Consider the following 22,866-nt stretch of genomic DNA (forward strand, 5'->3'; position numbering starts at 1 on the left):
ATGCTGGAAGTGGCAACGGCACGTCAAAAGCACCCCCAACCCCGCAAACCCGCTCCCGCCGTGTCCGGGGTCCAGACTAACGCCGATGTTTGCGCCCGGTTAAAAACTCTAGTCATCGTCATCAATTTGGCGTGCGTCTTAATATATCAACATATTGCAAATGAGAATGTTTATCATTAATATGTCGCCCAGATAAAACCACAATAGCGGGCGCTGAGATCCAGTGCGCGCACAGCCAACTGCAGGGTCGGTTCTCCATCATGTTGATCGTTCTAGCCATTTTGCTCACCGCAGCGGGTGCGGCCACGGTGTATGTCACCGCGGGCAACCAGAGCATGCTGCCGCAACGCGCCGGTGCCACGGCGCGGCGGGCGGGGTGGGTCGTCATTCTGTTGTCTTTGTGCTTCTGGGTTGCAGAACTGGGCGCGGGGGCAGGGGTGTTCGGGGCGTTTGTGACGCTGATGCTGAGCTGGATTGCGCTGCCGTGGCTGGCGTTGTTGCCGGTGTTCAAGACTGTGACGGGGGCTCGCTGATGTGGGCGCGTTTTTCGGCCGGGGCGGTGTTGGGGTTGCCTTTGGCGTTTCTGTCGACGGGCTTGATCAGTCACTTGTGGGTGGCGGGTTGGGATCAGGTCATCGTGCCGGTCTTGCTGCTGTTCATGCCGGTGTGGGTGGGCATCATGGCGGGTAGTGTCATGTTCCGTTCTGCCAGACGGGCATGGCTGGTCCTGGCGGGCCTCAATGTGCTGACTGTTCTGTTGCTGTGGGGGGCCCGCCATGCGTTGGCTTAAAATTCCGTCCGTCTCTGCCGCCACGCTGCGGTTGTACACCACGCTGCATACCTGGACTGGTTTGTGTGCCGGTCTGGCGTTGTTTGTGGCGTTTTATGCCGGGGCGATCACGGTGTTCCAGGACGATGTGGCGATCTGGCAAAACGCGGCCAATCGCGGCAGCCAGATGGAAACTCCGGCTGACGGCCAGCGCCTGATTGAAAAAGTCATTGCCGCGCATCCGGATGCCAAAGCCCGCCTGAGCCTGCAATTACCGGAAGAAACCGGCGCGCACTATGTGGCGTGGTGGTTTGATACCGCCAGAAATGACTGGCAAAACGCCACCCTGGCGCATCTGGAAGGCAGCGCCAGGCCGTCGTCTGATCTGACCATCTTTATCAACGCCATCCATTACTCGCTGGGTATTCCGGTGGGCGGGATTTATTTCATGGGCGTGGTCAGCGTGTTGTATGGCCTGGCGCTGGTGTCGGGTTTGCTGATCCATTTGCCGCGCCTGGCCAAGGATCTGCTGGCCTTGCGCTCGGGCAAGAACCTCAAGCGCTTGTGGCAGGACGCGCACAATCTGATCGGCGTGATCAGCTTGCCGTTTCACATGATCTTTGCCATTACCGGCGCCACGCTGTGTCTGTACGGCACCATCCTGATGGGCTTTAACACGCTGGCTTATGACGGTCAGTTGATGGGCAAGATGAATCAGGCGCTGGATGTCGTCAGCGGCGCGCCTGCGGCTGGCAAACCGGCGGCGATGTTGCCCTTGCCAGAGATTCTGGCCCGCGCCAAAGCGCAAGAACCTGATTTTGATGCCACGGCGCTGAGCCTGTTCAATTACGGCGACGCCAATGCCGAGGCGGCAGTGCATGGCAATTCAGAGCGCGCGCTGGCGCCGTACGGCAATATCGGCGTACATCTGGTGGATGGCCGCATTACCAACACCCAGATCGCCGGCGATCGCGATATCAACCACGCCACCATGAGCGGCGCTTACAGCTTGCACTTTGGCACGTTTGGCCATTACGCGGTGAAGTGGCTGTATTTCGTGCTCGGCCTGATGGGGGCGTTCCTGTTTTATTCCGGCAATTTGCTGTGGATTGAATCGCGCCGCAAACACCGTGCGGCAGAGCAAGGCCGGGCGCCGTATCACATGGCGCAAGCCACTGTCGGCGTGTGTCTGGGCACGTGCATGGGCGTGTCTGGCGCTTTTGTCGCCGCGCAACTGGGCGCGGCATTGGGGCTGGATGTCCCGATGTTCGAGCGGCTGGTGTGCTACGTGCTGTTCTTTGCCGCACTGGGCGTGAGCTTCTGGCTGCCGCCGATTGTGGCCGCCACGCGCTTGTTGATCGCCGCTGCGGTGGTCACCTGGTGCATTCCGCTGGCCAACGGCGTGCTGACCGGCGACCAGATGCTGCTCACCCCCTGGCGTGGCCAGTGGCAGGTGTTTGGCGTGGATGCCGTCGCCACGCTGCTGGGCTGCGGCTTTTTGTATCTGGCCTGGCTGGTGAAGCAACGCCAGCGCAATGGTCAGCCCAACAGTGTCTGGGCCATGCAGGCCGCGCCGCCGCGCCGCGCGGTTGCCCCCAATACCGCGTAAGTCACCTTATTCCCCAGGAAATACGCCGGCCGTAGAAGCCGGCATCAGCTTCAAAAACAGGCCCGACCGCCTACAGGTCAGGCACACCTTTACTTTGCACTCAGGGAAATTGCCATGTCATACCGTTCTCACCGCCTGCGGCCGACGGCGTTTGCTGTTGCCATCTTGTGCGCGGCGCCGCATGTTTTTGCTGAAGACAATACGCTTTCCAACGTGGACGTGACGTCCACGGCCGATACGCAATCCACGCTGCAAAGTTACCGTGTGCCTTCCACCAGCAACGGCGCCCTGGGTGATCGTTCCATCCTGGATACCCCGTTCTCTGAAACGGCCGTCACCGCCAGACAGATTGCCGATCAGCAATCGAACCAGATTTCCGAAGTATTCAAGAACGATGCCTCGGTCACCGCGTTTGGCAATGCTTACGCCGGTGAATCCAGCGGGATCAGCATTCGCGGTTTGCAGGTTGATTTGCTCAACGGCATCAAGATTGATGGTCTGGCCGCGCCGGTCTGGGGCAGTGACTTGCCGCTGGAAGTGTTCGACCAGGTAGAGTTGCTGAAAGGCTTGTCCGGTTTCATGTACGGCTTTGGCTCGCCGGGCGGCATTATCAACTACGTGCTCAAGCGCCCGACCAATGCGCCGTACCGCAGCGTGACGCTGGGTTATGAAAGCGACGGCATCCTGAAGGGCGCGGTGGATCTGGGCGGGCGCTTTGACGATAACCGCTTTGGTTACCGCGTGAATGCCGTGCAGGAGCAGGGCGATACCGCGGTCGATAACGGTTATGTCAAACGCACTACCGCGTCGGTCGCCGCAGATATGCGCATCACGCCGGATCTGGTGTGGTCGGTCGATGCCATGTACAACAAACGCCATGTTGATGGCGCCTACTATGGCGTGATCCTGGGGCAGGATTACGGCCTGCCGGTGACTGAACCGGTGAAGATCCCGTCGGCGCTGGATGGCAGCAAGGGTCTGGGCTCGCCGTTTACCTATTACGAAACCAGCTACCGCGTGGCCGGTACCAACCTGGCGTGGTCGATCAACCCGCAGTGGGATGCGCGTCTGGACTACCGCTATTCCTGGCAAGACCGCACCAACCGCGACAGCGCCATTTTCCTGACCGACAACAGCGGCGGTTACACCGAACTGCAGTGGGGCGGTTACTCCACCTACAAGTACCAGACCGCGCAAGCCTTGCTTAATGGCCATCTGGAAACCGGCAGCATCAAGCACGAACTGGTCATGGGCGTGGCCTGGCAGCAGCAGGACTCCAACTACCCCAACCAGGGCGACAGCAGCGGTTCTACCACCATCGGGTCTGGCAACATCTACAACATGACGGCGTTTGCCAACCCGAATACCTGGTACACCAGCGCCACCTACCTGGCCAGCCGCACGGTGCAAAAGTCGCTGTTTGGCAGCGATACGATCAAGTTCAACGATCAGTGGTCCACCATTCTGGGCCTGCGCTACAACAAGTACGACCAGGACAACTACGACACCACCGGCGCGACGTCCTCGACGTATGACCGCTCGCCCGTGACCCCGACCATCGCGCTGATCTACAAGCCGGTGCAGCAAGTGTCGATCTACGGTAGTTATGTGGAGTCGCTGGAGCAGGGTGGCACAGCGCCGATCTACGCCATCAACGCCAACGAAAGCCTGGCGCCGCTCAAGAGCAAGCAGTACGAAGCCGGCGTGAAGGCCCAATACCAGAACTGGGGTGGTTCGGCTGCGCTGTTCCGCATCAACCGGGGTCTGGAGTTTGTGAACAGCGCGCAGGAGTTCGTGCAGGACGGCCAGACGCGCTACCAGGGTCTGGAACTCAATGGCGCGGTGAATCTGGCTAAAAACTGGACGCTGACCGGCAGCACCATGTGGCTGGATGCCAAGAACGTCGAGGCCTCGTCGGATATCGATGGCAAACGTGCCTACGGCGCACCGCGCTTCCAGGCCAGCGCCAATGTGGAATACGCCGTGCCGCAAATCGACAGGCTGACGCTGCTGGCCGGCGCCCAGTACGTGGGTGACCGCGCGCTGGAAGCGGACAACAGTAATATTGCCCCGTCGTACACGTTGTACGATCTGGGCGCGCGGTATGTGACGGCGTGGAACAACACCAAAGTGACCTTGCGGCTGAATCTGGACAACATCACCAATGAGAAATACTGGCTGACGAGTTGGGGTTTCATCCTGAATCAGGGGGAGCCGCGGACGGTGAAGGCATCGGCACAGTTTGATTTTTGATGTTGGGGCGGTGGGGCGGGTTGGCGCGATGGTGACAATCCACCCTGGTTGGCTTGCAACGTTGAACTGGTGTTAGCGCCTGGCGGCGCGGTGTTTTGATACCGGCGGTGGCCGGAGCACGTTACTTTTCTTTGCTTCGCCAAAGAAAAGTAACCAAAAGAAAGGCGACCCCTGCGACTACGCCCTTCGGGTTCCCTGCGCTTCTCGCAAAGTCCGGCTGGCTCCAGGGAACTCGCTTCGCTCAAACACCCTTACGCCGAAACCCCGGACTTCGCTGCGATGCTCGGCGCAGTCAAGGGGGCCAACGTCAAAGGCAACGGCAACCCCGAAAGTCAACTGCAACTGCGCAGGTCCTTGGTTTGTGAGGGTTCTACAAGCAAAAAGCCCGGCTATTGCCGGGCTTTTTGCTGGCTGAAGGCCCATCAGTACCCAACGGTAAAGCGGGTCTGGGTGTGTTGGGGGTTTTCCAGTTCATCCACCAGCGCGATTGCGTAATCTTCCATGGAGATATGGCTGCGGCCGTGGCTGTCGAGCATCAGCTGGTCTTTGCCGACACGGAATTTGCCGGTGCGCTCGCCGGGGGCAAATTCGGCGGGAGGGGACATGAACGTCCACAGCACGCCTTTTTCTTCACGCAGGTCATCCAGAAACTGTTTGCCGGGCACGGCTTCAATCTTGTAGGCCTCGGGGAAATTGGGGTCATCAAGCACGATCTTGCCGGGCGCGACTTCCAGGCTGGCGGCGCCGCCTACCACCACAAGGCGCGGTACGCCGGCGTCTTTCACCGCTTGCAACAGCGGCGCGGCCTTGAGGATACGGAAATGCGCGGCGCTGACCACCGCGTCATGACCTTTGATCAGTGGCGCCAGTTCTGCTGGCTGCGTGGCATCGCCTTTGGCCAGCGATACGCACCCTTTGGGCGTCGGGGCGTCTTGCGGGTTGCGCACGATGCCGGTCACGCTGTGGCCACGGCGGCAGGCTTCTTCGGCAATGCGTGAGCCAGCGCGGCCGGTGACGCCAATAATCGCGATTTTCATGAGCGGGTTTCCTTATAGGGCAGGATGAAAAACCCGGCGTGACTTGTGGCCCGCCGGGCTGATTGTGCTCCACTCAGTATAAGCACGACCCGCACATTGCGCTGTCTTGTTCCTTACATTTTGACTTCAAGCAGTTCGCCCGGTGGCTGATGCGCGGGTACGGAGGAGGGGTAGACCAGATAACCCATCACCGCATCGACGATCGCGCAACGCAACTGGCACTGGGTAAAGTTGGGCGGCGGGCTGAGCACGGCGCTGTGCACCATGATTTCCACGATCTTCATCGCGCTCCAGACCGCCAGATCCAGGTCGTGCACCTTGATCGTGGCGCGATGCACTTCAAACAACTGGCGCACCGCGACCATCACGGCGCGGTAGCCGTCGTCGTCTTCGTTCGGGTCGCACAGCAAATCGCCATTTTCCAGCGCGCGGTGCAGTGCGGGCTCCAGCAAGTGGGCTTCGTGCACGGCTTCAATCATGCACTCCACCGCCTCCAGCAGCGTCTTGCCGGCCAGTTGGTCCAGCGAGTCCAGGATCAGGGTTTCCATCTGCAACACATGGCGTTCATGCAGGGCATTGATCAGCGCTTCCTTGTTGGGAAAGTACTGGTAGACCGACCCCACGCTCACCCCCGCGCGTTCGGCCACGGCGTTGGTGTTGGTGCCGGCAAGTCCGCGTTCGCTCAAAACGCGAGCCGTGGCCTGCAGAATGGTTTCCACCATCAGCTGCGATCGGGCCTGACGCGGCGATTTTCTTGGGTTTGGCAGCACTTGCATGGTGGCTCCAGGACGCGAGTATGAAACGCGAGTAATTGCTCATAGAATGACGCAGATTATACGAGTAATTACTCGTATTCAAACCCCGGCGCAGACGCCGTCTGTCCGCGCGTTTGTCACAACGGCCTGTTTCCAGGCGTCTTGCACTTGTCATTGGCATTTCTTTAGATATATCTTAAGACTTATATCTTAAGATATAAAAGGCCCGCAGAGGCCGACTTGAAAACAGCAGCAGCACAACAGCACAACAAGATCTGCAAAGGAAAAATCATGAGACGCAGCAATACCTTATCAGCCAGAGGTACGCTATGAGTGTGATCGAAAGCATCAAGGCCATGATCAAGGGCGAACGCATTGAGCGGGCCACCGTTCTGCGCGCCACCACCCTGGAAGGCGTGATCCGCCACGTGGTCATCGCCGGCGATGGCATCCGCAAAATGACCGGTTATGAACCCGGCATGGAAATCTCCGTCTTTGTGGACGGCCAGGCCATGCAGGTACGCCGCAAATACTCCGTGTACCGGTTTGACCCGCAAAAGGGCGAGATCGAACTGTTGATCCATCTGCATGGGCAAGGTCCGGGCAGTGCCTGGGCGCGTTTGCTGGAGCGGGGCGACAATGTCTGGTTTCGCGGGTTTTCCGGGCGCATCACCCTTGATCACGGCGCGCAGGCGCACTGGTTCTTTGGCGATGCCACCACGCTGGCGCCGTTTGCCGCGATTGCCGCAGCCGCCCATGGCCCGTGCGAAGGCGTGATTGATGGTGATGACCGCATTGGCCGGGTGATCGAAGCGTTGCAGTTGCCGTTTTTGCAGGTGGACAAACGCAATGGCGCGTCAAGGCAGTCCGGCATTGCCCGCACGCTGGATCTACCCATGCCGACCACCATTTACCTGGCCGGCGCCGCCAGCACGGTGCGCGACGTGCAGAACGTCTTGCTGACCGAGCGCGGCTTTGAAACAGGCTGGGTCCGCCGCAAGAATTTCTGGGGCGAACATCGCCGCTGACTGTCTTGGGGTTACCCACAGTTTTTGTGGATAACTCTTGGGACAAATCTGATAAACCCATGCCGCCAAGGAGAATTCCTGGCGGCGTCTTTTTTTGGGCAGCGCTCAGCTTGTGGCCGGCTTGCCGGCGGTATCCCAGTAGGGCGGGCTGCCAAAAGCCTGGCGCAGCCAGTCTGCCAGCGCCCGCAACTTGGCAGAGGCGCGCTGACCTTCCCGATGCGCGATGTAGATGAACTCTTGCTCCGGTTCAATTCCGATATCGATGGTCACAAGCGCACCCGTGCCGAGCGCTTCGTGCACGATGAATTGCGGCAGCAGGGCAATGCCCACACCGGCCATGGCGGCATCGCGGCTCATGTCGCCGTTGTTGACTACCAGCGCCGGCTGGCCGCGGATCACCGTGGTTTTGCTGGCCTCGACAAAGCGCCAGTCCTCGCCGCCACGGTTCAGATAAAAAATACCCCGATGCTGTTCCAGTTGTTCCGGGTTGGCGGGCGTGCCGTGCCGGGCCAGATAGTCTGGCGAGGCCACCAGCAAGCGCCGGCTGGTGGCCAGCGTCCAGGCAATCAGGCGGGAATCCTGAATCATGCCGTGGCGGATGATGGCATCAAAGCCGTCGGCGAACGGGTCAACGCGCCGGTCGTTCAGATCCAGCGTGAGCTGGATTTCAGGGTGTTGCGCCAGAAACGGGTAAAGGGCCGGCCCCAGATGCATGCGCCCGAACGTCACCGGCGCCGAAATACGCAACGGCCCGGTCAGTGTGCCCCGGCGCTCTGACATCACTGCCGTTGCTTCTTCTACCTCCCGCACGATGCGGATGGCGCGCTGCAAGAACTCCTGGCCGTCCTCTGTCACCGTGATCTTGCGGGTGGTCCGCTGCAACAGGCTGGTGCCCAGTTCTTTTTCCAGCTCGACGATGCGTTCGCTCACCACCGAGCGTGAAATGCGCAGCTTGAGCGCCGCCTCACTCAAGGATTTGCACTCAACTACCGTGACAAAGGTCGCAATGCCATCAAGTTTCATGATTGTTCGGTTTTTCCGGAAAGCAGATGCGGAAATTGAAGGCTACTCCGACAGATAAAGCAAGACGATACTGCAGTCACTACCTCGAACGAACGATGTGAACATGAAACGGGCGGGGTCTACTTATCAAACACATCTGAAAACGCACGCAAGGAGAAACATCATGGGACGTTTGCAAAACAAAGTGGCACTGATCGTCGGCGCAAGCTCTGGTATTGGTCGCGAAACCGCAAAGCTGTTCGCCGCTGAAGGCGCCAAAGTGGTCATCGGCGCTCGCCGGGAAGATGAACTGGCCAGACTGGTCGCAGAAATCCGCGCCGCTGGGGGTGAAGCCGTCAGCCTGGCTGGCGATGTACGCTCGGAAGACTACGCCAAAGCGCTGGTCGCAACTGCAGTAGAAGCTTTTGGCCGACTGGATATCGCGTTCAACAACGCCGGCACCCTGGGCGAAGCAGGCCCGAGCACCGGCGTGAGCGCCGCCGGCTTTGCCGATGCAGTGGCGATCAACCTGACCGGGTCGTTCCTTGGTGCCAAGTACCAGATCGCGCAGATGCTGAAAAACGGTGGTGGTTCGGTGATCTTTACTTCCACCTTTGTGGGTTACAGCGCGGCATTCCCGGGCGTGGCGGCCTATGCGGCCAGCAAATCCGGCCTGATTGGTCTGACCCAGACCCTGGCGGCCGAATATGGCCCGAGCAATATCCGTGTCAACGCCATCTTGCCGGGCGCGGTGGATACCGACATGTACCGCGAGATGAATGACAACCCGGAAAAAACCGCGTTTGTGACGCAACTGCATGCGCTCAAGCGCGTGGCCAAGCCAGAAGAACTGGCCCGTTCGGTGCTGTATTTCGCCTCGGACGATTCCAGCTTTGTCTCTGGCACGGCGTCGCTGATTGACGGTGGTTTGTCGATCAACCGCACGTAACACGCAGTGAAGCCCCAAACAAACGGCCCGGATGATCTCCGGGCCGTTTGTTTATATACGGACAGGCATGGCCGTTACGGCTGGGGTGGCGTCTTGCCCAGAAAGCGCGGATCACAGCGCACAGTGGCAAACGACAAGCCTTCCAGCCAGACGAGCAGGGCGATGATGCGGCAGATGAAAGCCAACGACAGCATGGCGGTAGACCTGTGAGTGAGAGGGCTGGCTTGCGGTTCTTGCAAACCATAGCCGCTATTTTGACATGTCCAGCAACCGGCCTGGGCGTATTGGCATTGTTACCGGTCGGCCGTTCTTTCGCGTTGCGCCACATTTTGCCGCCAGACCGAGGGCGCCAGTGATTCCACCTGACGCCAGGCCGCGCGAAATGCCTGCGGGCTGGCAAAGCCGCAGTGCTCGGCCACGCGTTCAACCGGCCACTGGCTGTCCCGCAACAGGTGGCGTGCCAGATCAAGCCGCAATTGCTGGTGATAGTGCTTTAGCGGCACGCCACAGGCGTACTGGAACAAGCGGGCCAGATGACGGTAGCTGATGGCAAAACGGCGGGCCAGCAGTTCATAGGGTTGATCAAAAGCGGGCTGCCCGGAGAGGAAATCCTGCACCTGATGCACCAGAGCGTCATGGTGGTTGCGGTACTGCAATTGGGTCTGCAGCGCCGGGTCTTTTTCCAGCCGGCGAAAAGGCACCAGATTGTCGCGCGCTACCTGAATGGCCACTGCGGCGCCAAACTCGTGGGCCAGCCATTGCAGGGCGAGGTCGATCCCGGCTGAAACCCCCGCGCTGGTGAGAAGCGGCCCGTCCTGGACCAGCATGCGTTCAGCCAGCACCCGCGCCTTGGGGTAGAGCCGCTGCAGGCGGGCTTGATGGGCATGGTGGGTGGTGCAATTGCGGCTATCCAGCAAACCGGCCGCGCCCAGGAAAAACGCGCCGGTGCAGACGCTGGCCAACTGCACGCCGGGTAGCGCCGGGCCGACCACGTTGCGCAGCCAGCGCACAATGGGTGCGCCTGCAACCCGCTCAAGGCTGTCCGGGCCCTGTTTGCTGCCAATTACCATGATGGTATCGCCCGCCTGAACCTGCTCTGGCAAAGGCTGTAGCGGCCCCAGGCCCAGCCCCTGAAAACTGGCGCAATCCCGATCCGCGCCGCTATAGCGTAGCGACAACGGGGCGATGCCCATTTCCGGCACTGTCGCCAGAATTTGCGCGGGGCCAGCCAGGTCCAGCAAATGCACCTGAGGCGGGATGACAAAGATGACGCGTCGCATGGGCAGGCATCTGGAAATGAAGTTTTGATACTAGCCTGGTTATCTGTAGATACGTGGCATGAATTTTTCCATATCTGACAGATATAGCCATTTATATGGATAAAAATAAATGATTAGTATGGCAACTTTTTTTCCTTGATCACTGCGGAGCCCGCCATGCTTGAACTCAGACCCAGCTGTGAACATTGCGACAAGCCCTTGCCGCCAGACGCGACGGATGCGCAAATCTGCTCTTACGAATGCACTTTCTGTGCCCATTGCGTCGCCACGGTGCTGCACAATGTCTGCCCCAATTGTGGCGGCGGGTTTACCGCAAGACCGGTGCGCCCGGCTCGCAACTGGAAAGACAGCAATTATCTGGGCAATGATCCGGCCAGCACCGTGCGCCGTTACCAGCCGGTGGACCCGGCCGTGCACGCCGTGTTTGCGGCCGAGATTGCCGGCGTTGCGCCGGAGCAGCGCTAAGCCCGGGCCATCTGAAAAGAAAAAAGCCACCGCAAGGGTGACTTTTTTTCAGGGTGAAGCGGGGCGGTTTACTTGCCGCCGGCTTCGATCTGGCGTGCGGCTTCGGCCAGGATGGCGGCAATGCGGCGCTGCTCATCGTCACTCGCACCAGCATGGGCGCGGATGGCGTTTCTGAGGGCGTTGCGGGCCTGATTCAGTTCCTTGACGAAGCGGCCGCCGTCGTCTTCCACGCTCATGCCAAAACGGTTGGCGTGGCGGTCCAGTTTTTCACCGAACACTTCGCGGATGCGGTCCATCTTGTCACCAATGGCCGTCAGGCGATCCAGAATGGCGTCGACCCGGTCACGGTTTTCTGCCAGCCAGGCGCGGCCTTCATCGGTGATGTGGTACTGCTTTTTGTTGCCGTCCTGCACCACGCTGGCCTGGCCGACTTCTTCCAGCCAGGTCAGGGCCGGGTAGACCATGCCCGGGCTGGGGGCATAAAAACCGTTGGTGCGTTCTTCCAGCGCCTTGATCACTTCGTAGCCATGGCAGGGTTTTTCCTGCAGCAGGCTGAGGATGATCAGTTGCAGATCGCCGGAAGAGAGCTTGCGCCCGGCGCGAAAATCGCGGCCGCCGCCTTCGTCATCGGCGCCGCCAAAGCGGCCAAAACCACGGCCATGACCATGACCGCGGCGGCCGATCATATGCATCATCATTTCTTCACGGCATTCGTGATGGTGGGCGTGGCGTTCACGCAGCTTGTCAAAAAAGTGTCGCATGGTTGTTCCTTTGTAGATATTGCTGATTATTGTGTTTTGTTGGTCCAGCAGCCTCTTTGTGCCGCTGTTTTATATCTTACGATATGTGTCTTAAGATATATTTTACGAAACACCAAGTCAAGTCCGTGATCGACAAACGGCGGGGTGAGGGGGCGGATGCGTTCCTGGTTTCACCGCGTCAGCCATCCTGGCCGGGCCGCTTTTTATCCGTCAAAAATCCCCGGGTTATGCCACCCGCCTGGTGCGCTGCGGCCGCATGCACTAAAACCAGTGCTATGCACCTGCAAAAAGCAGCGTCTGCAGCCCACCCCCGCAGGGCTGTTTATCCGGAACAATCTTTCCCAAAAGGATGGGACATGCTCCAGAACTCATGGCGATATGTTGTGCTCTTCTTTGTAATGTTGTTTGCAGTTGTTGCGCCGGCGCAGGCAGCTGGCAGCAGTACCGGCAATACGTCGTCCAGCGCGCCCTGGCCGCACCATTTCACGGTCGATGGCACGCCGGTCACCTTCTACCAGCCACAACTGGATAGCTGGAGCGGCGATACGCTGCAAGGGCGGCTGGCGATCTCGGTCAAAAAAGGTACGGCCACCACCAAAGACGGCAAAAAGCAGGACATCCTGGCCTATGGCGTGGGCTGGTTTACCGCGCGGACCGAAACCGACAAGCAAGCGCGCACGGTGACCCTGCGCAGCGTGACGCTGGACAAGGTGAATTTCCCGACTGATACCGCCAACCAGAGCCATTACCTGGCGCTGGCACGCAAGGCATTGCCGCAAAAACCGTTTGTGGCCAGCCTGGATCAACTGGAGGCCACGCTGGCGATCAACCATGCGGATGCCGCGCAAGCCAGCCAGGCAGTCAACAATGATCCGCCGCAGATCATTTTCTCGTTCGAGCCAGCCTTGCTGGTGCTGGTGGATGGCTCGCCCGCAGTCAAGCCGACCTCTGCATCCGGCGTCAGCCGGGTGATCAATACGCGCTCTTTGCTGCTGATTGATGACGGCACCTGGTATCTGCGCTTTGCCGGCAAATGGATGAAAGCCGCAGCGCTGGCCGGGCCGTGGACGCAAACCAGCGTTGTGCCGTCCGGGCTGGATAAGGCCATGCAAGACGCGGTCGCCGCCAAACAGGTGGATGTGATGGACAAGCCCAGCGACGAAATGAAAAAAGCGCTGGCGGCGGGCAAGTATCCGGCCATTTATACCTCGACCGGCCCGGCCGAATTGATCATGGTCGATGGCGAACCGCAGTTTGCACCGCTGGCGGGCACCAATCTGTCTTATGTGGTGAATACCGCGGGCGATGTGTTTGTAGATGCGCAGGCAGACAACACCTGGTATGTGTTGTTGTCTGGCCGCTGGTTCAGTGCGGCTTCGACCAAGGGCCCGTGGGCGTATGTGCCGGGCGACAAGCTGCCGGCGGACTTTGCCAGAATCCCCTCTGACAGCCCCAAGAGTGCGGTGCTGGCGTCGATTCCCGGCACGCCGGAAGCGCGCGAGTCGCTCATTGCCAACTCCATCCCGCAAACGGCGACGGTGCAGGTCAGCCAGGCCAGCCTGACGGTGCATTACGACGGCAACCAGCCGCAGTTCAAACAGATTGAAGGCACGGTGCTGAACTATGCCTGGAATACGGCCACGCCGGTCATCCAGGTGGCCGCAACCCAGTATTACGCGGTGCAGAACGGGGTCTGGTTCAGTTCAGCGTCGCCGCTTGGCCCGTGGGCGGTGGCCACGCTGGTGCCACCGGTGATTTACACCATCCCAGCCAATTCGCCGCTGCATTATGTGACCTACGTGCATGTGTACGGTCATACCGATACCGTGGTCTATGTGGGTTACACGCCCGGTTACTACGGCACCGTGGTGACCAATGGCGTAGTGGTTTATGGCACAGGTTACCCGTGCAACGCCTGGGTCGGGGATGTCTGGTACGCCTGCCCGGCCACCTACGGCTACAACGTGGCGTTTGGCTATGACGCCTATGCCGGCTGGACTTTCGGGTTTGTCGCCGGCTGGGCCTGGGCATCAGCCTGGTATGGCCCGTACTGGGGCCCCTGGTATGGCTGGTACGGCCCGTATCCCTGGTATTGGGGACCGTCCGTTGCGGTGGGTAATGTCTATGGCCGCTGGGGCAATACGGTGGCGCAGGGCGTGCGGGCTGACTGGTATAACCCGTGGACCGGCAACAGCGGTACCGGTGTGCGCGGCAGTTTTTATAACGAGGCCACCGGCGGGCACGGTTATGGTTATGCCGCCCGCAACTACAACCAGTACACCGGCGTGACCTCTGGCGTGGCCGGCGGCGTGCGTTATAACCCCGAAACCGGGCGCGCCGTGGCCGGGCAGGGTGGCGCGGCCTACAACCCCAACACCGGTAATGCCATTGCCGGCGGGCACAATACCTCGGTCAACACCAATACTGGCCGGGTGACCAACAGCGCGGGCGTCACCACGCGTACTGATCAGGGCGCGACGGCGGCAGGCGGCTTTAACAGCAAAGGCGCCGGTGGCGATGTCAGCGGCAAGGGCTACGTGCATTACGACGCCAGTACCGGGCAGGTGACCCATGGTGGCGTGGTGAACGCGGGGGGCAATGTGTACGCCGGCAAGGATGGCAATGTGTATCGCTATCAGCAAGGTCAGGGCTGGCAGCAAGTGCAGCCGGATGGCCAGTTCAAGAATGTCCCCAAGCCGCCGGCTGAATCCGGCGTAACCACTGATCAACTGGCGCGCCAGCGCGGCACCGAGCGCACGATTGATCGCAGTGGCGCCACCCCCGGCGCGCAAGGCGGCAATCTGTCCGGCGCCACCCGTCAGAATGTACAGGGTGCGGGTGAGCATATGCAGCACCAGAATGCAGGGCGGGCCCAGAATTTCCGCAGCTTTGACCGTGGCAGCTATGGCGGCGGTTTTCAGGGGCATATGGGCGGCTTTCGCCGCTTCCGCTAGCAGGGGATGGATGACTTGTAATCCTGGTTCGCCCTGGCAACAGGGCGTCATCTTGAGGCCCGCACCCAGGTGCGGGCTTTTTTTCGCCCGCGCCTGATGAGCATGGCATAGTGTTTGTATTGTCTGTCACCCGTCCTGACTTCTTTTCCCGCCATGATTTATATCCATACCCCTGCCGACGGTGACGTCTGGCTGAACCGGTTTCGCCAGGCGCTGCCCGGGCAAGACATCGCCGCCTTCCCGCAACCGGTGGATGACGTCGCCGTCACCACGCTCATTACCTGGCGCCCGCCTGAGGGCTTGTTTGCGCGCTTTGCCAATCTGGCCCATGTGTTCGCCCTGGGCGCCGGCATAGACCGCTTTTTGCAGCGGCCTGATCTGCCCCCGCACGTGCAGCTTTACCGCCTGACCGATGCCGGCATGGCGCAGCAGATGATCGAGTACGTGCTGTTTGGCGTGCTGCGCTTCCAGCGCAATATGGATGGCTATCTGCGCCAGCAACGGCAGGCGCTGTGGCAAGCCTTGCCGCAACGGGCGGCTTCTGAAGTGCGCATCAGCGTGCTGGGCATGGGCGAACTGGGCACCCAGGTGGCGCAGGCGCTGGTGCGGCTGGGCTACCCGGTGACGGGCTGGAGCCGCACGCCCAAGGTGATCGATGGCATCCCGTGCGTGCACGGCCTGGCCCAACTGGATGATTTGTTGCGGGAGACCGATGTGCTGGTCTGTTTGCTGCCGGCCACGCCTGAAACGCGCAACTTGCTGGATGAAACGCGCCTGACGCAGTTGCCGGCGGGCGCGGCCATCATCAACGCCGGGCGGGGCGAGCTGATTGATCTGGATGCCATGCTGGCGCTGCTGGACAACGGCCATTTGCAGGGCGCGCAGCTGGATGTTTTCCCGCAGGAACCGCTGCCCGCCAGCCACCGCATCTGGCAGCACCCGGCGGTGTTTGTCACCCCGCATGTTGCGGCCAATACGCTGGTTGATCCATCCGTGGCGCAGATAGCCGCACGCATCAAGGCGTTGCAGCGCGGCGAGGATGTGGCGGGGCGGGTGGATCGGCAACGCGCGTATTGATGACGCCCCGCAATGCTTTGTGATAATTTCGTTTGAAACAAACTGCAGATAAAACCAGCGCACTGCGCAATCCATCCCGCTGATTTCACAGGAGTGCCATATGAAACCCGTCGTCGTGCTTGCCAGCCCGGTTCCTGAAGATGTGTTGCAGCAGCTTGAAGCGCGCTGCAGCGTGCGGCGGTTCGACGCGCCGCGGGCCAAAGCGGATCTGGTGGCGTTTCATGGGGCGCTGGCCGATGCCCAGGGCATGATCGGCGCCGGCATGAAGATCGACGCGGATTTCCTGGCGCATGCCCCACAATTGCGGGTGGTGTCGACGATCTCTGCCGGCTACGACACCATCAAGGTAGACGACCTGACCGCCCGCAATGTCGCGCTGTTCAATACCTCGGGCGCGCTGGCCGGCACCACCGCCGACACCGCGCTGGCGCTGATGCTGGCCGTGGCGCGGCGGGTGGTGGAACTGGACGGCTGGGTGCGCCAGGGGCAGTGGCAAAAAGTGGTGGGGCTCGATCACTTCGGCGTCGATGTGCAAGGCAAGACGCTGGGCATTATCGGCATGGGCAGCATTGGCGCTGAAGTGGCGCGTCGTGGCGCGTTGGGTTTTGGCATGCGCGTGCTGTACACCAAGCGCACGCCCAACCGGCAGGCTGAACAAGCATTTGGCGCGCGCCAGTGTGATCTGCAAGAACTGCTGACGCAGTCTGACTTTGTCTGCGTCACCGTGCCGCTGACGCCGCAAACCCGCAACCTGATTGGCGCAGAACAGATTGCCAGCATGAAGCCCAACGCCGTGCTGGTGAACATTGCTCGCGGCGGGATTGTGGATGAAGCCGCGCTGGCCGCTGCGCTCAAGGCCGGGCATCTGGCCGGGGCCGGGCTGGATGTCTTTGAAACCGAGCCGACGCCCGCTGACAACCCGCTGCTGCAGCTACCCAATGTGGTCGCCTTGCCGCACATTGGCTCGGCCACGGTCGAGACGCGTCACGCCATGGCGGTCAGTGCCGCGCAGAACCTGTTGCGCGCGCTGGCGGGCAATCCTGATCTGAAAAACGCAGTGAACCCGGTTGTGCTGGAGCGTAGCCGCGCCGGTTGATCAGGCGCCAGGCCCGGTCACCGGGCTGCGTTCACGTACCGAGAACGAGCTGGCGTAGCCTTCCGGGTTGATGCCGGTCCACGGCTGGCCATCCATCAGGATACTGGTGCGGAACGGGTCGGCCGGCACCGGCACACCCAGATCGCTGGCGGCTTCGGCATAGAGGGCGATCTGGTTGACGGCCTTGACCACCGTCACGTTGCTGGCCGGTTCTTGCGTCATGCCCCAGCGCTTGAATTGCGACAGAAACCACAAACCGTCTGACAACCACGGGTAGTTGACCTGGCCACCGCCAAAAAAGCGGATAGGCCGCGCCGGTTTGCGCAAGGGGGCGTTGCCGTAGTCGCCCAGCAAGCGCGCCAGGATCAGATGTTCCGGCTGGTTGATGACCTCTGGCATGGCCAGCCACGGCGCGGCCTGCGGACGCAATGCCGGGTCATCCAGCCACTGGCATGCTTGCAACAGAGTGCGGATCAGGGCGCGGGCGGCGTCCGGGTGGCGCTGGGCAAAATCAAGCCGGCAGACCAGCGCTTTTTCCGGGTGATCCGGCCAGATTTCACTGCTGGTGACCACAGTCACGCCGTGGTGGGCGTTGCTGGCCAGCGTGCTCCAGGGCTCGCCCGCGCAATAGCCATCCAGCTCGCCTTTGGCCAGCGACTCAGCCATTTGCGTCGGCGGAATGGTGACGCTGCGCACATCGTTCAGCGGATGAATACCCTGGGCGGCCAGCCAGTAAAACAGCCAGAGTGCGTGGGTGCCGGTAGGAAAAGTATGCGCGAACACGCGCCGGCGCGGAGTATCTGCCAGCTTCATGCGTAGCGAACCGCCGCTGGTGACGGCCTCGGCCAGCGCGTTGGAAAGCGTGATCGCCTGGCCGTTCTGGCTGAGCGTCATCAGCACAGCCATGTCGGCGCGCTGGCCACCCAGTCCTAACTGGATGCCATAGGCCATGCCATGCAGCATTTGCGCAGCATCCAGCTCGCCGCTGAGCAATTTGTCGCGCAGGGCAGACCAGGAGGGCTGGCGGCACAATTCCAGCGTAATGCCGTATTGCTCGCCCAGCCGCAGGCGCTGGGCAACGACCAGCGGGGCGCATTCTGCCTGGGCCACATAGCCCAGGCGCAGATGCATGCGGGTAGAAGACGGCGTCAGACGACTGGCGCTGACAGTGGCTGGCATGGTGGGCCTATGCGGGGCGGTTCAAAGCGGGTTTGCAACACGGTGTTCTTGGTGGTGCCTGGTCAAAAGGTCATTCTGCTACGTCAGTGTTGCTGATTGTATGCGCCGCTTTATGCCAGTCGTACTGTCGGTGCTGTCGGGTCAGCGCGCGCCGGCCTGCAACACGCGCTCGGTGCTGGTCATCAGATGCACCGCCGGGCGCGCGGTCAGACGGGCCACGATCAAGGCCAGCACCGGCGCAATGGCGGCCGTGGTGGCGTTGTGTGAACCGTAGACGGATACACCCAGATCCTGCGCTGCTTCCAGCAGGCGCATGTCGGCGTCGGACTCGCTCATGTGCACGGTGCGCGGCGCATTGCGGTTCATCACCGCCATCTGCTCCAGCGTATCGCGCAAGGGCGAGTCGGCATCGACCAGCACCAGATCAGGTGACTGACCTTCTACAAGGCGGGCGAGGGCCGGGGCGGTGGCCGCATCGGGCAGCAGCGTGTGGCCGCGTTTACCCAAGGACTGGCGTAGCTCGCCCAGTGCTTTCTCTGTATCGGTAACCAGGAGAATACGTAGCATGGCTTTGGCTTCATCAAAGGGACAATCAGGCAAATGCAAGAAGCATGCCGGCTATGTGGCATTGCAACATAAGCTGGATGGTGTTGATAAGTAAGGCAATTTGCTGATCAGTAAAACACCTGACAGGGCTTCTTGCCCCTTTATGGCGCACGCTGCGCCGTTTGGGGGCGCCAGCGGGCCGGCAAGCCCGATAACCGGCAAAAAAATGGCGCCTGGCCGCATCTTGCCGGCTGGCGCCACCGGATTTGCCATCTGGCCGGGCCAGACGGCAGTGTGGTTTATTTGTGTGCCGTCTTCAGTTTGCCGCCTGCTTGCACCGGGTCGGTGTAGCCATCGGTCAGGGTTTTCATGAAGGCGACCACGTCGCGGATATCGACTTCGCTCATGGCCGGTTTCTGGCCTGGCTTGCGCCCGAACGGCGGGTCCTGGTTCAGGTTGTCCTTGTACTGGTCCGGCAGATCGTTGTGGGTGATGACCTTGCCATCCTTGCCACGCGGATACCACTTGCCCGGATTGGTGTCGCGCTCGTTATAAAAGCGCACCACCTGTTCCAGGCTGGTGAACTCGCCGTTATGCATGAACACCTTGCGGGTAGCGACGTTACGCAGCGACGGCGTGCGGAACAAACCGCAGAACTCGCCACGGCCTTTCAGATCGGTCCGGTCCGGGCCGCAGGCGCCCATATCAAAATGAGCCGCGTCGGCGTTGGCGGGGATCTTCATGTTGCGCGGCACCCCCAGCGCGATCAGGCCAAAGTCGCTGAAGTTGGGGAAGGCGCCGTTTTCGGTGACTGCGCTGATGTGGCAGCTGGCGCAATTGCCCTTGTCTTCGTCGTTGAACACTTGCAGGCCGCGCATTTCCTGCGGGCTGAGTTTGATCTGATGGCGCAGGAAAGCGTCGTATTTGCTGCTGTAGGGGTAAAACTCAGTTGGCGTTTCCTGGAAGATTTCCAGCGCCATGGTCGCCCATTTGAAGGCGTTTTCCGGGTCATTGAAGATATCGTCGCCGAAGACCTTTTTGAACTGGCCGGCGTAAGGGGCTCTGGCCACTTTGGCGGCGACATCGGCCGGCGAGGCATTGGCCATTTCATTGACAGCCAGCAAGGGAATACGCGCCTGCTCATGCACGTTGCGGGCGCGGCCATCCCAGTTGTGACCGCCGGTGGGGCCGGCATCGACGCTGTCGTCGCCGTCGTCATCAAAGAAGTGTTCAGAGAAGTTCGGCACGGTCTGCAGGTAACGCAGTGACGGTACTGCGCGCGTACCGGCCAGGTTGCCATCCTTGCCGCCCATTTGTACAGGCAGGTTGTTGGGCGGGCCATAGGCGTGATCCGCGCTGTGACAGGTGGCGCAAGACACCTTGCCCGAGCCCGAGAGCGATACATCGTAAAACATCAGTTTGCCCAGCGCGGCCATGTCCGCCACTTTGGGCTGCGTTTTCAGCGTGGGGGCGTAATCGGCTTTTTTCCAGGCCGGTTGTGATGCGGCGGCGGGTCTGGCAGCCGCAGTCTGGCTGGCCACGCTGTCCTTGCAGCCATAAAGCGTACCCAGTGTGAACACGGCGGCCACCACAAACAGCGGGTATTGCAGCCTGCTGCGCCGTGGCCGGATGGGGGGAAGACTGAATTTGCTGAACATGGACAGCCCTGCGGTTGACTTGTTTGTATGTGTAGGTGGGTCAGAGCGCCGATTGCGAACGGTTCTCAAACAGGCAGGGAGTCTAAGTCGCCATCATTACGGATCGGTGACAACTTTGTGTAAAGCGGGCGGGGTACAAAAAATGTTTAGCGACGCTGCAATATATGTCTAATCAAGCTGAAACATTGCGATACGCATAATGCGCGCTCTTCTTTCAGGAGATTTACAAAAAATGAAGCGCGCATTAATTCAATTGCCCGCCGCCGTCGCCGTACTTTCTGCCCTGACCGCCTGTGGCGGCGGGGGTGGTGACAACGCGGTCACATCAGCCAAAACCAGCTCCGGTGTTGTGGTCGGCAGCTATTTCCGCCACGCCAAGGTGTGTGTCGATACCAATAACAACGGCAAGTGCGATACCGGCGAGCCGTTTGCCTATACCGACGACAACGGTGCATATACCGTGAATGGCCAGGGTACCGTGATCGCAGAGATTGGCACCGACGCCACCCGTTACGATCCGACCACCGGCACCGCAACCCCGGTGACCAGCGCGCTGCTGTTCCGTGCGCCGTCTGGCGTGAACGTACTGTCTGCCATCAGCACCGAACTCGTCGCCCTGATGAGCCAGAACGGGGGCGATCTGAAGGCCGCCGCTACGACGCTGGCCGCTCGCCTCGGTGTGTCTGGCGAAAAGCTGGTTGAAGACCACAACAAGGAAACCGACGCCAGCATTAAGGCGCTGCTGCAAGCAGAAACCGATCGCGTTCTGCCGCTGATCGCCAATGCAGTGGCCACCGGTACTGACCCGATTGCCGCGCTTAATACCGAACTGTCGCTGGACCAGATCAAGACCGTGGTCGTGATCTACGCCGAAAACCGCGGCTTTGATAACCTGTACGGCCTGTTCCCGGGCGCCAACGGCATTCCGGGCAAGAACCCGACTGCTACGGGTTCCATCGCCAAACAGCTTGATTTTGACGGCAGCGAACTGCCGACCCTGCCGCCGGTCTGGGGTGGTCTGACCGCTTCCGGTCAATCGGTCACCGTGACCCAGGCGCAAGCCACGGGCTGGGCCAACACCATGTTCCAGGTGGATGATCCGGCTGGCGTGCAAGGCACCGGTACCGTGATCAGCCAGTCTGTGATCACGCGCGATCTGGTTCACCGCTTCTATGAAAACCAGATGCAGATCAACGGTGGCAAGAACGACAAGTACGCCGCCTATACCGACGCCGGTGCCCTGACCATGGGTTACTTCGACGGTAGCAAGATGAAGATGTGGAACGTCGCCAAAAACTACGTGCTGGCCGACAACTTCTTCCAGGGCGCGTTTGGCGGTTCCTTCCTGAACCACCAGTACCTGATCTGCGCTTGCGCACCGACCTACCCGAACGCAGACACCGCAGCGGCCAAGCCGACCATCTCGGCCGTCGATACCGATGCCAATGGCAACTTCGTGCGTCTGACGCCGGCTTCGACCGCGGCTTCGTCCGTACTGAGCGCCGCCGCTACCTACCAGGCTGATGGCAACATCACGCCGAAAGACAAGAACGGCATGTTCTACGCAGTCAACACCATGCAGCCGCCGTACCAGCCGTCCAGCAACGCCCCGGCCAGCACCGATACCGCCAAGCTGTATGCTGACCCGAGCAAGGCCAACACCCTGCCGGTACAGACCCAGACCAACATCGGTGACCTGCTGACCAAGAAGGGCGTGACCTGGGCCTGGTATGCCGGCGCATGGAACACCACGCTGGCTGCTGCGCAAGGTTCGCGTTCCTTCGGTTCGCCGACGCCGAACTTCCAGTTCCACCATCATCCGTTCAACTACTTCCAGCGCTTTGATCCGGGTACCGCGACCGGCGCCGCTGAGCGTGCAGAACACCTGCGTGACTTCGACAGCCGCTTTGTGGCCGATGCCAACGCCGGTACGCTGCCTGCCGTGTCGTTCTACAAGCCGCAAGGTAACCTGAACCAGCACAACGGCTACGCCAACGTGACTGATGGCGACCAGCACATTGCTGATCTGATCACCACGCTGCAAAACTCGCCGCAATGGAAGAACATGCTGATCGTCGTGACTTATGACGAAAACGGTGGCTTCTATGACCACGCGCAAGTGCCCAAGGCTGACCGTTGGGGCCCGGGTACCCGTATCCCGGCGATCATCGTGTCGCCGTTTGCCAAGAAGGGCTACGTGGATCACACCCAGTACGACACCGCGTCCATCCTGCGTTTCCTGACCAACCGTTACGGTCTGCCGGAACTGCAAGGTCTGAAGGATCGCGATACCGCGCTGATCGCCAACGGCAGCAAGCCGATGGGTGACCTCTCCAACGCGCTGGACTTCACGCAAAAGCAGTAATCACTGACATCTGGTGAACAAGGCGGGCCTGCGGGCCCGCTTTTTTTTATTCAGGGCACCTGCACCAGCGCGCATTGCGCTGC

Annotated in this window: 19 protein-coding genes; 11 read left to right on the forward strand and 8 right to left on the reverse strand. The window is 60.8% G+C overall.

Annotation, left to right across the window (positions count from 1 at the left end):
• The first annotated feature begins 260 nt into the window (after window positions 1-260).
• The 4 genes from IEX57_RS02165 to IEX57_RS02180 all read left to right on the forward strand — a co-directional run bounded on the left by IEX57_RS02165 (window position 261) and on the right by IEX57_RS02180 (window position 4,631).
• Window positions 261-533, forward strand: coding sequence for a hypothetical protein (locus IEX57_RS02165; protein ID WP_188701873.1), 273 nt, complete (start codon window positions 261-263; stop codon window positions 531-533).
• Window positions 533-790, forward strand: a complete 258-nt coding sequence (locus IEX57_RS02170; RefSeq protein ID WP_188701874.1) for a hypothetical protein — start codon at window positions 533-535, stop codon at window positions 788-790. The genes IEX57_RS02165 and IEX57_RS02170 overlap by 1 nt, the downstream gene beginning before the upstream one ends.
• The gene (locus IEX57_RS02175; protein WP_188701876.1) at window positions 777-2,378 is read left to right on the forward strand and encodes a PepSY-associated TM helix domain-containing protein; all 1,602 of its coding nucleotides are present in this window, start codon (window positions 777-779) and stop codon (window positions 2,376-2,378) included. The genes IEX57_RS02170 and IEX57_RS02175 overlap by 14 nt, the downstream gene beginning before the upstream one ends.
• Before the next feature lie 114 nt (window positions 2,379-2,492).
• Window positions 2,493-4,631 (forward strand): TonB-dependent siderophore receptor, encoded by a 2,139-nt coding sequence (locus IEX57_RS02180; protein ID WP_188701878.1) that lies wholly within the window; start codon window positions 2,493-2,495, stop codon window positions 4,629-4,631.
• A 422-nt stretch (window positions 4,632-5,053) separates the two neighbouring features.
• Here IEX57_RS02180 and IEX57_RS02185 read toward each other — a convergent pair whose 3' ends face one another.
• Window positions 5,054-5,668: an NAD(P)-dependent oxidoreductase gene (locus IEX57_RS02185; RefSeq protein ID WP_188701880.1), complete on the reverse strand. Its 615-nt coding sequence runs from the start codon at window positions 5,666-5,668 to the stop codon at window positions 5,054-5,056.
• A 113-nt stretch (window positions 5,669-5,781) separates the two neighbouring features.
• Window positions 5,782-6,444: a TetR/AcrR family transcriptional regulator gene (locus IEX57_RS02190; RefSeq protein WP_188701882.1), complete on the reverse strand. Its 663-nt coding sequence runs from the start codon at window positions 6,442-6,444 to the stop codon at window positions 5,782-5,784.
• 308 nt (window positions 6,445-6,752) lie between these two features.
• On the opposite strand from IEX57_RS02190, the gene IEX57_RS02195 reads away from it, so the two are divergent.
• A complete protein-coding gene (locus IEX57_RS02195; RefSeq protein ID WP_188701884.1) occupies window positions 6,753-7,451 on the forward strand; it encodes a siderophore-interacting protein in 699 nt (232 codons plus the stop codon).
• A gap of 105 nt (window positions 7,452-7,556) precedes the next feature.
• On the opposite strand, the gene IEX57_RS02200 is transcribed toward IEX57_RS02195, so the two are convergent.
• Window positions 7,557-8,474, reverse strand: coding sequence for a LysR family transcriptional regulator (locus IEX57_RS02200; RefSeq protein ID WP_229708611.1), 918 nt, complete (start codon window positions 8,472-8,474; stop codon window positions 7,557-7,559).
• Window positions 8,475-8,637: 163 nt separating this feature from the next.
• Between IEX57_RS02200 and IEX57_RS02205 the strand changes: the two genes are divergently transcribed.
• Window positions 8,638-9,402: an SDR family oxidoreductase gene (locus tag IEX57_RS02205; RefSeq protein ID WP_188701886.1), complete on the forward strand. Its 765-nt coding sequence runs from the start codon at window positions 8,638-8,640 to the stop codon at window positions 9,400-9,402.
• 293 nt (window positions 9,403-9,695) lie between these two features.
• Here IEX57_RS02205 and IEX57_RS02210 read toward each other — a convergent pair whose 3' ends face one another.
• The gene (locus IEX57_RS02210) at window positions 9,696-10,682 is read right to left on the reverse strand and encodes a GlxA family transcriptional regulator (protein ID WP_188701888.1); all 987 of its coding nucleotides are present in this window, start codon (window positions 10,680-10,682) and stop codon (window positions 9,696-9,698) included.
• A gap of 156 nt (window positions 10,683-10,838) precedes the next feature.
• Here IEX57_RS02210 and IEX57_RS02215 point away from each other — a divergent pair, with 156 nt between their 5' ends.
• Window positions 10,839-11,147 carry a DUF1272 domain-containing protein gene (locus IEX57_RS02215; protein WP_188701890.1) on the forward strand — a complete coding sequence of 103 codons (309 nt, stop codon included), beginning with the start codon at window positions 10,839-10,841 and terminating at the stop codon, window positions 11,145-11,147.
• Between the two features lie 68 nt (window positions 11,148-11,215).
• On the opposite strand, the gene IEX57_RS02220 is transcribed toward IEX57_RS02215, so the two are convergent.
• On the reverse strand, window positions 11,216-11,908 hold the full coding sequence (locus tag IEX57_RS02220; RefSeq protein WP_229708613.1) for a PadR family transcriptional regulator: 693 nt from the start codon (window positions 11,906-11,908) through the stop codon (window positions 11,216-11,218).
• A 356-nt stretch (window positions 11,909-12,264) separates the two neighbouring features.
• Between IEX57_RS02220 and IEX57_RS02225 the strand changes: the two genes are divergently transcribed.
• The 3 genes from IEX57_RS02225 (at window position 12,265) to IEX57_RS02235 (ending at window position 17,035) form a co-directional block, all read left to right on the forward strand.
• Window positions 12,265-14,862, forward strand: coding sequence for a hypothetical protein (locus IEX57_RS02225; RefSeq protein WP_188701891.1), 2,598 nt, complete (start codon window positions 12,265-12,267; stop codon window positions 14,860-14,862).
• Window positions 14,863-15,015: 153 nt separating this feature from the next.
• Window positions 15,016-15,939: a 2-hydroxyacid dehydrogenase gene (locus tag IEX57_RS02230; RefSeq protein WP_188701893.1), complete on the forward strand. Its 924-nt coding sequence runs from the start codon at window positions 15,016-15,018 to the stop codon at window positions 15,937-15,939.
• Between the two features lie 100 nt (window positions 15,940-16,039).
• A complete protein-coding gene (locus IEX57_RS02235; RefSeq protein WP_188701894.1) occupies window positions 16,040-17,035 on the forward strand; it encodes a 2-hydroxyacid dehydrogenase in 996 nt (331 codons plus the stop codon).
• Here the strand turns inward: IEX57_RS02235 and IEX57_RS02240 are convergent, their stop codons facing one another.
• From IEX57_RS02240 to IEX57_RS02250, 3 genes are all read right to left on the reverse strand, one after another.
• On the reverse strand, window positions 17,036-18,214 hold the full coding sequence (locus IEX57_RS02240; RefSeq protein ID WP_188701895.1) for a CmpA/NrtA family ABC transporter substrate-binding protein: 1,179 nt from the start codon (window positions 18,212-18,214) through the stop codon (window positions 17,036-17,038).
• Between the two features lie 141 nt (window positions 18,215-18,355).
• Entirely contained in the window at window positions 18,356-18,781 is a 426-nt protein-coding gene (locus IEX57_RS02245; protein WP_188701896.1) for an ANTAR domain-containing response regulator, read from the reverse strand.
• A gap of 278 nt (window positions 18,782-19,059) precedes the next feature.
• Window positions 19,060-20,418, reverse strand: a complete 1,359-nt coding sequence (locus tag IEX57_RS02250) for a cytochrome-c peroxidase (RefSeq protein WP_188701897.1) — start codon at window positions 20,416-20,418, stop codon at window positions 19,060-19,062.
• 232 nt (window positions 20,419-20,650) lie between these two features.
• Between IEX57_RS02250 and acpA the strand changes: the two genes are divergently transcribed.
• Window positions 20,651-22,783 carry an acid phosphatase gene (gene acpA / locus IEX57_RS02255; RefSeq protein WP_188701898.1) on the forward strand — a complete coding sequence of 711 codons (2,133 nt, stop codon included), beginning with the start codon at window positions 20,651-20,653 and terminating at the stop codon, window positions 22,781-22,783.
• Window positions 22,784-22,866: the final 83 nt, after the last annotated feature.

Source organism: Silvimonas iriomotensis (assembly GCF_014645535.1).
Taxonomy (GTDB): Bacteria; Pseudomonadota; Gammaproteobacteria; order Burkholderiales; family Chitinibacteraceae; genus Silvimonas; species Silvimonas iriomotensis.